At 74.9% G+C, this 12,703-nt stretch carries 9 protein-coding genes and 2 pseudogenes; 6 read left to right on the top strand and 5 right to left on the bottom strand.

The annotated features are described in order from the left end of the window. A pseudogene (locus tag ACLIYP_RS25885) lies at positions 1 to 386 on the bottom strand (hypothetical protein); the annotation flags it as partial. Between the two features lie 167 nt (positions 387 to 553). Here ACLIYP_RS25885 and ACLIYP_RS25880 point away from each other — a divergent pair. The 3 genes from ACLIYP_RS25880 to ACLIYP_RS25870 all read left to right on the top strand — a co-directional run bounded on the left by ACLIYP_RS25880 (position 554) and on the right by ACLIYP_RS25870 (position 3,123). After that, complete coding sequence (locus ACLIYP_RS25880) at positions 554 to 1,381, top strand: glycerophosphodiester phosphodiesterase (protein ID WP_412697114.1); 828 nt, start codon at positions 554 to 556, stop codon at positions 1,379 to 1,381. A gap of 156 nt (positions 1,382 to 1,537) precedes the next feature. Beyond that, complete coding sequence (locus tag ACLIYP_RS25875; RefSeq protein ID WP_412715524.1) at positions 1,538 to 2,053, top strand: ATP-binding protein; 516 nt, start codon at positions 1,538 to 1,540, stop codon at positions 2,051 to 2,053. 101 nt (positions 2,054 to 2,154) lie between these two features. Further along, positions 2,155 to 3,123: a DUF5926 family protein gene (locus ACLIYP_RS25870; RefSeq protein ID WP_412715523.1), complete on the top strand. Its 969-nt coding sequence runs from the start codon at positions 2,155 to 2,157 to the stop codon at positions 3,121 to 3,123. A 236-nt stretch (positions 3,124 to 3,359) separates the two neighbouring features. Here the strand turns inward: ACLIYP_RS25870 and ACLIYP_RS25865 are convergent, their stop codons facing one another. Beyond that, entirely contained in the window at positions 3,360 to 4,073 is a 714-nt protein-coding gene (locus tag ACLIYP_RS25865) for a hypothetical protein (RefSeq protein WP_412715522.1), read from the bottom strand. Between the two features lie 223 nt (positions 4,074 to 4,296). Continuing rightward, positions 4,297 to 5,007 (bottom strand): bifunctional DNA primase/polymerase, encoded by a 711-nt coding sequence (locus ACLIYP_RS25860; RefSeq protein WP_093657266.1) that lies wholly within the window; start codon positions 5,005 to 5,007, stop codon positions 4,297 to 4,299. A 721-nt stretch (positions 5,008 to 5,728) separates the two neighbouring features. Between ACLIYP_RS25860 and ACLIYP_RS25855 the strand changes: the two genes are divergently transcribed. Both ACLIYP_RS25855 and ACLIYP_RS25850 read left to right on the top strand, forming a co-directional pair. Continuing rightward, the gene (locus tag ACLIYP_RS25855) at positions 5,729 to 7,330 is read left to right on the top strand and encodes a PP2C family protein-serine/threonine phosphatase (RefSeq protein WP_412715521.1); all 1,602 of its coding nucleotides are present in this window, start codon (positions 5,729 to 5,731) and stop codon (positions 7,328 to 7,330) included. A gap of 154 nt (positions 7,331 to 7,484) precedes the next feature. Next, a complete protein-coding gene (locus ACLIYP_RS25850; RefSeq protein WP_412715520.1) occupies positions 7,485 to 8,972 on the top strand; it encodes an aminopeptidase P family protein in 1,488 nt (495 codons plus the stop codon). Between the two features lie 132 nt (positions 8,973 to 9,104). Here ACLIYP_RS25850 and ACLIYP_RS25845 read toward each other — a convergent pair whose 3' ends face one another. Next, positions 9,105 to 11,114, bottom strand: coding sequence for a cellulase family glycosylhydrolase (locus tag ACLIYP_RS25845; RefSeq protein ID WP_412715519.1), 2,010 nt, complete (start codon positions 11,112 to 11,114; stop codon positions 9,105 to 9,107). A gap of 179 nt (positions 11,115 to 11,293) precedes the next feature. Then, the gene (locus ACLIYP_RS25840) at positions 11,294 to 11,905 is read right to left on the bottom strand and encodes an ATP-binding protein (protein WP_412715518.1); all 612 of its coding nucleotides are present in this window, start codon (positions 11,903 to 11,905) and stop codon (positions 11,294 to 11,296) included. A 215-nt stretch (positions 11,906 to 12,120) separates the two neighbouring features. Between ACLIYP_RS25840 and ACLIYP_RS25835 the strand changes: the two are divergent. Next, a pseudogene (locus ACLIYP_RS25835) lies at positions 12,121 to 12,703 on the top strand (hypothetical protein); the annotation flags it as partial.

The following is a 12,703-nucleotide window of genomic DNA, read 5'->3' as shown; positions in this document are numbered from 1 at the left end:
GGCTGCTGCTGCGCGGCGGAGGGGTCCTGCGGGGTGTGGTGGCCCTGCGGGGACGGCGGCGGGGGCTGCGGGGCCGGCTGACCCTGCGCGGCGTGACCCTGCGCGGCGGGGGGCGCGGGCTGGGCCGCCTGCTGCGCCGTCGGCTCGGAGCCTTCCGGCTCGATCTTCCGCAGGAGGGTCGTCGACTCGTCCCTCGGCGCCGCCTCGGGAGCGGGGGCGGGCGGGGGCGCCGGGGCCGGGGCCTGGAGGTCGTAGTCCTCCGGCGGGTTGTCGGTCGGTGTCCTGGGCGCGGCGGCGCCGTTCGCGGCGGACCGGTCGGCCGGCGGGTGCGGCACGGGGGCGTCGGCCGCGTGCTCTCCGGCGGCGCCCTCGTTCTCGGTGCTCACAGCTCTCTCCTCAGGTACACGACAGTCGCACGTCTTTCCGGGGACGGCGTGCGTATTCAGGTGTATGGCGTCAAGCTTCTCCCACCGCACGTCAGACCGGCGTAAGCGCACCCGTCCGGAAGGACGCCCGGGCCACCGCGCACGGGGCGGGGTGGCACCATAACGCGGTGAGTCCTGATCAGCCCCAGGGGTCGCCCGGATCCCGGCGCCCCATCTCAGTCGTCGCCCACCGCGGGGCCTCCGAGGACGCCCCCGAGCACACCCTGGCCGCGTACCGCAGGGCCGTCGAGGACGGCGCCGACGCGCTGGAGTGCGATGTGCGGCTCACCGCCGACGGGCACCTGGTCTGCGTCCACGACCGCCGCGTCAACCGTACCTCCAACGGCCGCGGCGCCGTCTCGTCGCTGGAGCTGGCCGAACTGGCCGAGCTGGACTTCGGCTCCTGGAAGGGCCGGCTCGGCGACGAGGAGTCGCCCGAGACCGAGAGCCGCGAGCACACCTCCGTCCTCACCCTGGAGCGGCTGCTGCGCCTGGTGGAGGAGCAGGCCGCCGCGGGGCGCCGGGTGGAGCTGGCCATCGAGACCAAGCACCCCACCCGCTGGGCGGGGCAGGTGGAGGAGGAACTGCTGCGGGTGCTGGCCCGCCACGATCCGGCCATCCCCGTGCGCGTGATGAGCTTCTCGGCGCGCTCCCTGCACCGGATACGGGCGGCGGCGCCGTGGATCCCCACCGTCTACCTGATGCAGTTCCTGCTGCCGCGCCACCGCGACGGGAGGCTGCCGCCGGGCGTGGGGATCGCCGGGCCGAGCATCCGGATCCTGCGCAACCACCCCGAGTACGTGGCGTGGGCGCACCGCGAGGGCCACCGGGTGCACGTGTGGACGGTGGACGATCCGGCCGACGTGGAGCTGTGCGCGCTGCTCGGCGTGGACGCCATCATCACCAACCGCCCCCGGCGCGTGCTGGACCAGCTCGACGGGATGTTCCGGGACTGAGCCGGGCGGGGCCGGTAGGCGCACCACGGCGCACTCGGGCCCGCCGGTGGTGAACAGGCGGTGAGGGCTGCGTCACGGTACCGGGTCAGGCGGTTTCCGCCTTCGGGCGAAAGGGCATCCATCACGTGGCGTGGGGCGAACAAGGAGGTCTCGGGGGTGGCGTTGGTGGTTGCACAGGAGGCGCCGACGTCGTCGACGATGGCCGTACCCCACGGTCCTGCGGGCGTGGGTGCGGCGAGGCGCCGGATGCGCGAGGAACTCCTCGACTCCGGTACGCCCGAAGCCGTCGTGGACGACGCGGTTCTCATTCTTTCCGAACTGCTCAGCAACGCGTACCGGCACGCCAGGCCGATCGGCGTGAGCGACTGCGTACGCGCGGCCTGGGGCCGCACCTCCGACGGAGGGGTGAGCGTCTCCGTCACCGACGGCGGGGGCCCGACCAGACCCCGGCCGTCCAACCCGTCGGTGACGGCGCGGGGCGGCAGAGGGCTGTCGATCATCACCTCACTCGCCCGCGACTGGGGCGTGCGCGACGACCGGGGCGGTCGCGGGCACGGCCACGGCCACGGCGGGGTGACGGTGTGGGCGGTGGTGGCGCCGTCCGAGAAGGACGCGTTCGCCTCCTCGATGCGCTTCGACCTGTCGGAGCTGGAGGGCCTGGAGGACTTCTGACTTAGCCGTTCCGGGTGGTCTCTCCCGCGTACGCGTGCCGCCGCGGCCCCAAGGGCTAGGCTCGCGCCGACAGCGTCCGTACGACCGGGAGACCCCACCCCATGGCCAAGAAGCGCCGACCCCAGACCAAGGCCGCCAAGCCGCAGCTCGCCGACGGTGAGATCCCCGTCGTCGGCGCCCGCGAGCCCTGCCCCTGCGGATCCGGCCGCCGCTACAAGGCCTGCCACGGGCGCGCCGCCGCGCAGGCGGTGACCGAGCTGGTGCGCCGCCCGTTCGAGGGACTGCCCGGGGAGTGCGACTGGGTGGCGCTGCGCGAGCTGGTGCCCGCCGCGACGGTGCCGCTGAAGCTGAGGGAGGGCCTGCCCGAGGACGTCCCCTCGGTGACGCTGGCCACCGTCCTGCCGATGGCCTGGCCCGCGCTGCGCCGCGACAACGGTGCCGTGCTGCTGGGCGTGCAGAACGACACCCCCTCCGGCGACATCAGCCGCGATCTGGCCGACGTGCTGCGGCGGGCCCTGACGGCGAAGCCGGGCACCCCGGTGGCCGCCGAGCGCATCCCCGCCGACGCCCCGCGCCTGCAGGACCTGCTGGACCTCGACGCGCCCTTCGTGCCCGAGGTGCACAGCGGCTTCGAGTTCTGGGTGGAGGACGCCGGCAACCAGAGCCCGGAGGTCGCCGCCTCGCTGGAGCGCGCCAACTCCGCCGCCCTGCCGACCGCCCGGCTGGAGGGGGTGGAGGCCGCGTACTGGTGCGAGACCCCGGAGAAGAACCACCTGCGCTGGGTCATGCCGCACCCGGAGGAGCGGCTGCTGGACGCGCTCGCCCGGCTGCACGCGGCGGGGGCGTCGTCGCTGGGCGAGGGCACGCGGCTGGTCGGTTCCTTCCGGGCGCACGGCCTGATGGTCCCGGTGTGGGACCTGCCGAGCGCGATGGGCGCACAGGAGTGCGAGAAGCCTGCCGCGGCCTTCGCCGAACGGCTCGCCGAGGCGCTGGAGACCACCGATCCTCTCACCGCGGAGGAGCGCCGGGCTCGCAGTGGATTCACAAATCGCCAGATCACTCTCAACTGACAGACGAATTCCGGCGAGTACGGGAAGAAAAAGGCAAGTGATTCCCGTCACAACGGGACGTACCCGCAGGTAGATCGACGGCCGGAAGAGGTCGGTGGAATTTGCGAACGGGCCGTTACTTGTTACGGTTCTTTCAGCCCGGTCGCTGGTGCATCCCCCGTCGCCAGCGACCGGGTCTTTTCATGCCCGCACTTCCGCATATGGGTTCGGCGCGTGCGGGCGGCCGCTCAACTCCCCTATTTCCACATGGGGTCGGCGTCCCGGGCGCCATCGCCGTCCCCGGCGCCTCCGGTACCGCCGGCATCCCCGGCGCCGCCGGTTTCGCCGCCGGTTTCGCTTCCGGAACGCAGCAGCAGCCCCCCACCGTCCGGTGCCGCGATCTCCGCCACCGCCGTGTACGGCGGCTCACCGGCCGAAGCCTTCCGCTCCGCGCGCCGCTGCGGGGTGTCGCACACGCCCGCCCGGTCGTCCGGGGGCAGCTCGCAGGGCGCGGTGACCGCGCGCCCGCCGGGGCCGAGCAGGCTCAGGGCGCCGTACAGCGCCTCACCCGTGGTGTTCCGGTGGTACATCCGCCCCCAGACGGCGCCGTCCCGCGTCAGGACGCAGGTCTGCGCCCGTACGCCCTGCGGGGACACGGCCCGGGGGCCGCAGACGGCGGAGGTCTCCGGCAGGTCCGCACCGGACGGGCCGGACGCTCTGGGGGAGAGGAGCCCGTGCGGGAGGGGGAGCGGGGAGCGGTCGGTCCCGGGCGCCGGCTCCGGACGCGGCTCCCCGGGGGCGGCGGCCGTGGAGGTGGAGGAGGAGGTGGCGGCGGTCGTACGCCCGTCGTCCGGACGCGGCTCGCCCGGCCCGGCGGTCGCGGCGGCGAGCGGCAGGGCCGCCGCGAGCGCGATGCCGGCGACGAGCGCGGTCACACGGAGGTCCGGGGCGCGCTGCTGCGGCTCGGGCATGGCGGTCCACCTGCAACTCGCTGGAGGGAAGGGGGTCTTCGGCAGCCCGAACATATCGGCACGGAGAAGGCGCCCGGCGGACGGAACGCCCGTTTCCCTCCAACTCCGGCGCACCGCCACCCGTAAGAGTGGACCGGACAGGGGATCGGACGGGAGCCGGAGCTGCGGGCCCCGGCCCGCAGCCCGTCGTACGGCGGTGCACCGTACGGCGGCCCGCCGCCCGTCAGTACGCCAGCCGGCTGCCCGTCTCCGGGACGGCCGCGCTCGCCCGCACCAGCACGTCCACCAGAGGTTCCATCCTCGGCAGCCACGGCACACCGCCCCCGCGCAGGGTGCCGCGGGCGCCGACGCCCAGCGCGATCGGCGGGCGCTCCCAGCGCAGTTGCCCCGCGCCGGTGCGCGACGGCGGCAGGGCGACGTAGCCGCCCCCGCTGTGGAACCGCAGCGAACTGGGCACCCAGTCCTGGGCGTGGAGCAGCTCGCCCAGCTCCTCGAGGCCGTACGGCGCGACCAGCAGCGTGCAGCGGGTCGGGCTCGCGATCACCGGGCCGGTGCGCAGCCCGAGCCGGTCGAACTCCTCCAGCGCCCGGGCGCCCGCGGCGGCCGGGAGGCTCAGCGCGCAGGGGGCGCGGCCGCCGGTGGCCAGCAGGACCGGCGCGTCGGGGCGGTTGGTCCACCACCAGCGCACCATGCGCTCGTCGGTGGTCGCCGCCGGCAGTTCGGGGTCGAAGGGGTGGGCGCCGGGCACCACGCAGTCGGGCCGGGGACAGGAGCAGCGCCCCCGCGGCTGCCCCGACTGGCGTGCGGTCAGGCGCCTGGACTCCCGCGGCGCCACACCGGGCAGCACGGGCCACCCCCACCGTGTCGCGCAGACGAGCGCCGCGTCGCGCAGCGCCCAGCGGGTCATGCGTCGCCTTCCGAGGATCTCGCGCATCAGCGCTCGTTCCTTTCCGTAACGCCATGGATCGACAAGTACATCGACAAGGACTCAGCAGGACCGAAGGCCGATCACGGTCTTCCGGTCCCTTACACCTGTACACCTGTGGATCTCGTGTGACCGCGCCCGGGCCACCGGGCAGTACGTCACCGTGTTGCTCTCCGCGGCCGTGGCCGGGGCGTTCTCGGACCGAGCGCGGAACGCGGCGCGACGGCACGCTCCGGGCGACGCCCGTGTCGTGCTCGCCCGTACCGCCGTACCGCCCGGTGGGCCTCTGCCTGCCGTGCTCCGGTCCTCTCGGCGCGTACGACGACGCGCCTCGTTCCCACTGCGTGGGACGCACGGGCCCCTCGCCGGGTTCCGGCGGAGCCCGGCCGCTGCTCGTCCGCCCGATCCCTCGTGCCGTAGGTAACCGTGTACCCACGTCAATCGTGATGACGCGCTGCCGCACCGAGGGCCAGTCGACCGCGCACCGCCCGGCACAGGGTACGTTTTCGGCCAAGGTTGTGGCCACCCCCATGACGCCTCCGGACCTTCCGGGGGCGTCCGGCGGGCCCGGCCCCGGAACCGGTCGGCGGGTACGTCCGCGGCCTGCCGGGGTGATGCTGGACACCCGTTATCAGGGCGTGTACACCTGAAGACATTGATAGCGGAGCAGCACGACATGGGGGTTTGCGATGCTATTGACGACGCCGGCCCGCACTGAGGGCAGCCGCCCATGAGCGCCCAGCAGCCGCCGAAACTGGCCGGAATCGAATCGACTTCGCCCCTTCCCCAGCACACTGTTCCGTCCGCGGCGGCCGCGCCCCACCGGCAGCCCGCCCCCTCCCCCCGGCACCCGGCCGTCGACGACCCCGCCCTCGCACGGCCCGTCGAGCGGCTCGCGGCCGTCCAGGACCGCCTCGCCGGGTGGATCTCCGACCTCACCACCCTCCACGACCTCACCGAACGCCTGGTGCGCACCGACACCCTGGAGGACGCGGTGCACGAGGCGCTGCGCGCCGGAGCCGCCCTCGTGGGCGCCCGGCGCGGGCTGATCGCCCTGGAGCCGGCCGACGGGCTCGGCCCCGACACCACCGTCGGGCTCGGCCTGGGAGCTGCGGACCTCGGCCACATCGAGACCGTCCCGCGCGACTCGGCCTCCTACGCGCGCCTCCTCGACGGCCTCCCCGGGACCGGCGACGGGAACGCCGAGAACGCCGAGAACCCCGAGAACCCCGAGAACGCTGCGGGCGCGGCGGGCGCCGGGGACGCGGGCGCCGGAGGCCCCTGGGGCCTCCGGGAGATCACCCACCCCCACATCGCCCGGGACGAGGACCTCGACCCGCGCCACCGCGAGGTCGCCGCCCGCCTCGGCTACGCCGCCAGCCACGCCGTCCAGCTGACCGCGCGGAGCACCGGGCGGGTGGGCGCCGCCGTCTGGCTGTACGACGAGCCCGCGCGGCCCACCGAGCGCCAGCGCCATCTGCTCGGCCTGTACGTGCGGCACGCCGCCGAGCACATCGCCCGCCAGGTGGACCTCGCCCGCGCCCGCTCCGCGGTGGACACCGTGCGCGAGGGGCTGCTGCCCGCCCGGCTGCCGCGGGTGCCGGGGGTGCGGCTGGCGGTACGGCACCGCACCGGGCCGCGCGGCGGCGGCGACTGGTACGACGCGCTGCCGCTGCCCGAGGGGGCGCTGGGGCTGTGCGTGGGCGGGGTCACCGGGTCCGGCCCGGACGCGCTGGCCGCGATGGGACGGCTGCGGGCCTCGATGCGGGCGTACGCGGTGATGGAGGGCGAGGACCCGGTCGCGGTCCTGTCCGACCTGGAACTGCTGCTGCGGCTGACCGAGCCGGCCCGGTCGGCGACCGCGCTGTTCGGGTACGCCGAGCGCTCCCCGTCCGCCGCGGGCGGTCCGGAGGCGGGCACCAGGGTCGTGCTGGCCGGGGCCGGTCACTGCCCGCCGCTGATCGTCGGGCCGGAGCGCACCGAGGTCGTCGAGACCGCGGTCTCCGCGCCGCTGGGCATGCTCGCCTGCTGGGAGGCGCCCAGCGTCGAGGTGGACCTGGCCCCCGGGGAAACGCTCCTGCTCTACAGCGACGGCCTGCTGCACCGCACCGGCGAGCCTCTGGACCGCGCCTTCGCCCGGCTCCGGGCCGCGGCCCTCGCCGCCGCCCCGGCCGTACGCGCCGACCCCGACGCGCTGCTGGACCACCTGCTGCGCTCGGTGCTGCCCGGCGAGCGGTGCGGTGCGGACGGCGGCGGGGGCGGCGGGGACACCCGGGATGCCGGGGCCGCGGGGGCCGCCGAGGACATCGTGCTGCTGGCCGCCCGCTTCTGAGCCCCGTCCAGGCCCCGTCCAGGCCCCGTCCAGGCCCTGTCCGGAGGTCTGTCCGGAGGTCTGTCCACAGGCCCCGGCCGCCCCGAGCAGGCCGGACCTACGATGGGAGGCGGCCCTCACCCGGCCCACACCACCACCAGGAGGAGGCAGCGACGTGGCTGACCAGCAGACGCCGGAGACCCCGGACGAGGCGGCCGTGGCCGTAGAGCCCGAGCCCGAGGGCGAGCCGATCAAGCAGCGGAAGAACGGCCTGTACCCGGGCGTCTCCGACGAGCTCGCCGAGAACATGAAGACCGGCTGGGCCGACACCGAGCTGCGCGACCTCGAACCCGTCCCGCAGGCCGCGCACACCGCCGAGCGGCGCGCGCGGCTCTCCGCCCGCTTCCCCGGCGAGCGCCTGGTGATCCCCGCGGGCAACCTCAAGACCCGCTCGAACGACACCGACTACCCCTTCCGCGCCTCCGTCGAGTACGCCTACCTCACCGGCGACCAGACCGAGGACGGCGTCCTGGTCATGGAGCCGAGGGCGGACGGCGGCCACGACAGCGTGCTGTACCTGCTGCCCCGCTCCGACCGGGAGAACGGCGAGTTCTGGCTGGACGGCCAGGGCGAGCTGTGGGTGGGCCGCCGCAACAGCCTCACCGAGGCCGCGAAGCTCTACGGCATGCCCTGCGAGGACGTGCGCACCGTCGCCGGCGTGCTGCGCGAGGCCTCCGGCGACGTGCGCGTGGTGCGCGGCCACGACGCGGGCGTCGAGGCCGCCCTCGCCGACAAGACCACCGCAGAGCGCGACGAGGCGCTGAGGGTCTTCCTCTCCGAGATGCGCCTGGTCAAGGACGACTTCGAGATCGGCGAGCTGCAGAAGGCCGTGGACTCGACCGTGCGCGGCTTCGAGGACGTCGTCCGCGTGCTGGACAGGGCGCAGGCCACCTCCGAGCGCTACATCGAGGGCACCTTCTTCCTGCGCGCCCGGGTGGAGGGCAACGACGTCGGCTACGGATCGATCTGCGCCTCCGGACCGCACGCGACCACCCTGCACTGGGTGCGCAACGACGGCCCCGTCCGCTCCGGCGACCTGCTGCTGCTGGACGCGGGCGTGGAGACCCACACCCTCTACACCGCCGACGTCACCCGCACCATGCCCGTCGACGGCCGCTTCACCGACCTCCAGCGGAAGATCTACGACGCCGTGTACGACGCGCAGGAGGCGGGCATCGCGGCGGTGAAGCCGGGCGCGAAGTACCTGGACTTCCACCAGGCCGCGCAGCGCGTGCTGGCGGAGCGGCTGGTGGAGTGGGGCCTGCTGGAGGGTCCGGTCGAGCGGGTGCTGGAGCTGGGCCTCCAGCGCCGCTGGACGCTGCACGGCACCGGCCACATGCTCGGCATGGACGTCCACGACTGCGCCGCGGCGCGCCGCGAGGCGTACGCCGAGGGCACGCTGGAGCCGGGCATGTGCCTGACGGTGGAGCCGGGCCTGTACTTCCAGGAGGACGATCTGACGGTGCCCGAGGAGTACCGGGGCATCGGCGTGCGCATCGAGGACGACATCCTCGTCACCGAGGACGGCAACCGGAACCTCTCCGCCGCGCTGCCGCGCCGCTCGGACGAGGTCGAGGCGTGGATGGCGCGCCTGCGGGGCTGACGTACGGCCGTCCCCGCCGGGCCGGTACGGGCGTACCGGCCCGGCGGGGGCCGTCGAAGCGCCGGCGAGGGCTGCGGCTCGGGTCCGGCTCGGTGCCGGCCCGGGACCGGCTCGGTGCGGCCTCGGGCGGGGTCAGCCGAAGGCGGCCTCCTTCCAGTCGGTGAGCTCGCGGGCCGCGGCGGACAGTTCCGCCTCCGAGACCTCGTCCGCGCCGGATCCGACGACGAGCGCGACGTGCACCCCGTCGCCGCCGGCGGGCTCGATCAGCAGGCGGTTCGCCGTGGCCGAGCCCTCCTCCCGGTCCACGGAGACCGGGCCCGATCCGGAGCCGGAGTCGGGCAGGCCGCGCACCGACGCCACATCGCTCACGACCAGGGTGTCCGCGGGCCGGAAGGAGGCGGGCAGGTGGAGGGCGGTCGGCGCCCCGGCCGTGTCCGGCGAGCTCCGCCAGACCAGCACCCCGAACTGCCGGCCGCCCTCCAGCAGCCCGGCGACGCCGGGCAGTCGGGACGGCGGGCGCAGCCATGCCTCCTCCCGGCCGCCGGCGTCCCCACCACCGGCGTCCCCGCCCTCCTCGGCGTAACCGGAGCGGGCCATGTCCTCGTAGGCGAAGGCGAGGGTGTCGCCGGACACGGCGGTGGGGTAGAGCCGGTCCAGGGCGCGGCGGTCGAGGCGGAGCCGCACGGTGCCGTCGTCGGCGGAGGTGACGACGGAGTGGTCCTCGTCGTTCCAGGCGTCGCCCTCGGTGAGGATCCTGTCCGGGTTCCCGTTCATCGCCTCGCGGTGCCGCCCGCTGTAGACGTCCCAGTGCCAGTGGGTGCCCGAGAGCACGTCCCCGGAGGCGGCGGGGTCCTCCCACCATCCGGCGCCCCTGGTGCCGTGGTCCATGCCCTGGTACATCGCCCGCGTCATCCACGGGCCGCGGTCGCTGCCCCAGCCCGTCATCCGGTGGCCGAACTCCGAGACGAAGGGGACCGTTGCCAGTTCGGCGGCGCGGTCCCGGATGCGGCCGGTCGCGGCGGCGTAGGTCCCGTCGCCGGCCGGGGTGGGGTCGACCGTCATACGGGCGCCGTCGTAGTAGTGGCTGTTGAAGACGTAGCGGGGGCCGAGGGGGCCGGTCCCGGTGAAGCCGCCCTGCTCCAGGAAGCCGGTGTTCCAGAACACCAGCGGCTCGGCGAACAGCGGCTTGTCCCGCCAGCCCGCCTCGTCCATCGCGGCCCGGAAGCGCTGGTGGAAGGGGAGCAGGAGGTCCTTCTCCCAGCGCGCGCCGGTGGCCCCGTCCAGCCCGCCGTCGTAGGGCTCGTTGAACGCGTCGAAGCCGGCGATCGCGCGGAAGGAGGACGGCGGCAGGACGCGGCGCAGATGGTTCATGGCGGCCTTCGCCTGGTGCAGGTAGGCGTCCTGGACGGCGACCTCGCCCGCCTCGGTGGTGATCGTGCGGTTGTGCCAGAAGTCGTACGCGGCCTGCCGCACCGCCTTGTTGGTGAGCATGTTCTGCCCCCACATCACGCACACGCCGCAGGATTCCCGGGGGTAGCCGCCGCCGTCCACGACCCACTTCGGCGCGCCGTCGCCGGTGTACCAGCTGCCCTGGTGGAACAGGTGCGAGGAGTACAGGTCCTGGTGGTAGTCGAGCAGGACGTGGAAGCCGCGGTCGGTGAACTCGCGGATCTGCGCGGCGGCCCGGTCCAGGCAGCCGGTGTCGATGCGGTCCGGCGCGGGCTGCACGCCCTCCCAGGTGATCAGGAAGCGGACGGCGTTGGCGCCGGTCAGGTCGCGCATCGCCTGTGCCGACCGGGCGGCGTCCGCGGTGCTGCGGAACGGCAGCAGGCCGTTCTCGTAGAGCTTGGTGCTGCCGGAGACGTTGAAGCCGCGCAGGGTGGTCTCGCGGCCGTGGGAGTCGCGGAAGACCCAGGTGCGCCGCCCGTCGGCGCCGGTCTTCGGCGCCACGGACAGTCCGGAGGGCGCGGCGGAGGGCTCGGCGGGGGTGTCGTCCGCGGCGGAGGTGGCGGGTCCGGGGGCGGGGGACTGTGCGGCGCGGGTGGGGGTGGTGGCGCCGGCCGCCAGCAGGCCGGCCGTCAGCAGGAGGGCCGCCGGTCCTCGCAGGGCTCGTAAGAGGCGCGTCGAGAGGGGGTTTCCCATGGTGGGTTCTCCCTTCAGCCGTGGGGGGTTTCCGGCGGTAACGGTAGTACCGCCCCGGAACGCCCGCCACGGTGCGCGGGCCCCGCCCTGCCGCGGGACAGGCCCTGCCGCGGGACAGGCCTGGACCCCTGCCGCGGGACGGGTCGCGGGATCTGCCGCGGAACCGGCCGCCGGGCCCGTCAGGACGCCCTCAGCAGCGAGTCCTCCCGCCACTTGAGGAGCTTGTCGAAGCAGACCATGGCGCCGTCCCCCGGGCGGTTGCGGAAGTCGACGTGATCGGCGAGGGCCTCGATCAGGAACAGGCCCCGGCCGTGCTCGTCGGTGTGGGCCCCGTCGCGCGCCCCCTCGCGGAACCCGTCGCGGGCCGGACCCGCGCTTCTGGCGAACAACGGCCCGAAGGCGGTCGCCGTGTCGAGGTCCGCCGCGCTGTTCGTACCGGTCCTGTCATCGGCCGTCTCGTCGGCCGTGTCAGTGATCGTGTCGGCGTTCGCGGCGCGGGGCGCGCTGCGGTACCCGTCCACGAAGCCCGGTCCGTGATCGGTCACCTCGATGCGGCACATGTCGTCATCGATGTACGCCGTCACGTGGTACTCCCCGGCACCCGCCGGCCCCCCGCTCCCGGGGCCGCCGTGCTCGACCGCGTTGGCGCAGGCCTCGGAGAGCGCGACGGACAGGTCGTAGGAGACGTCGGGGTCGACCCCCGCCGTCTCCATCGCCCCGAGCAGGAGCCGCCGGGCGAGCGGGACGCTCGCAGCCTCGCGCCGCAAGTGGAGGGACCACCAGATGCTCATGCTCAGCCTCCTGGCTGCGGCTCGACATACGCATACGTATTGCCCGGGGCGGCGGCGGTAAGCACGGCGGCGGCACGCTACCCCTCATTCGGCGGACCCGAAGAGTTCCGCAATGTACGGAAAATGTACGAGGTGATCCCCTCGTCCGGTTGTCAACCGCGTTGGGAGGGTGCCCCGTGTCGCGGCCGAAGGGGTGATGAGATGATGGCCCGGCCATGAGAGCCCCCGTCGCGCGTGCCGCCGCCGACCTGCGACTGCTGCGGGCCGCGGTGTTCGCCGCGGTCTGCGTCACGCTGTCCGCGGCCGGGCACGTGTTCGCCGCCGGGCAGGCCCTGTCGGCGTGGACGCTCCTGGCCGGCTTCGCCGCCGTACTCGCCACCGCCGTGCCGCTGGCCGGACGCGAGCGCTCGCTGCCGGGCATCGCGGCTCTGCTGGCCCTTGGGCAGGTCGTCCTGCACCTCCTCTTCTCCTGCGGCCGGGGCGGGCACGCCTCCCCGGCCCCGGCCGGCTCCGGCCGGGGTGACGGCGGGGTGCTCGCGCTGGCCGGACGGCTGCTGTGCAACGACCGGGCCGCCGCCGCCCTGAGCGAGGCCGAGGCCCGCCGCATCGTCGCCGACGCCGGGCTCTCCGGCGCCCTCCACGGCGGCCACACCGCCGCGGGCCACACCGCCGCGGCCGCCGCCGCCACGGCCGTCATCGCCCCCGTCGCGCTGATCGCGGCGCCCGCCGCGTACGCCGACGGCCACGAGACCACCTCCGTGGAGAACACGGAGAACCCCGCCACGGACGAGGCCGACG

It is taken from the genome of Streptomyces nanhaiensis, assembly GCF_046614825.1.
Classification (GTDB): domain Bacteria; phylum Actinomycetota; class Actinomycetes; order Streptomycetales; family Streptomycetaceae; genus Streptomyces; species Streptomyces radiopugnans.
Note: the sequence above shows the minus strand (reverse complement) of the source record. Positions and strands in the feature narration are given on the sequence as shown.

Excerpts from the sequence above, each read along its gene's own strand:
- ACLIYP_RS25860 (WP_093657266.1), bottom strand. The coding sequence starts at position 5,007 with ATGCGCGAGATCCTCGGAAGGCGACGCATGACCCGCTGGGCGCTGCGC.
- ACLIYP_RS25855 (WP_412715521.1), top strand. The coding sequence starts at position 5,729 with ATGAGCGCCCAGCAGCCGCCGAAACTGGCCGGAATCGAATCGACTTCG.
- ACLIYP_RS25870 (WP_412715523.1), top strand. The coding sequence starts at position 2,155 with ATGGCCAAGAAGCGCCGACCCCAGACCAAGGCCGCCAAGCCGCAGCTC.
- ACLIYP_RS25845 (WP_412715519.1), bottom strand. The coding sequence starts at position 11,114 with ATGGGAAACCCCCTCTCGACGCGCCTCTTACGAGCCCTGCGAGGACCG.
- ACLIYP_RS25840 (WP_412715518.1), bottom strand. The coding sequence starts at position 11,905 with ATGAGCATCTGGTGGTCCCTCCACTTGCGGCGCGAGGCTGCGAGCGTC.
- ACLIYP_RS25865 (WP_412715522.1), bottom strand. The coding sequence starts at position 4,073 with ATGCCCGAGCCGCAGCAGCGCGCCCCGGACCTCCGTGTGACCGCGCTC.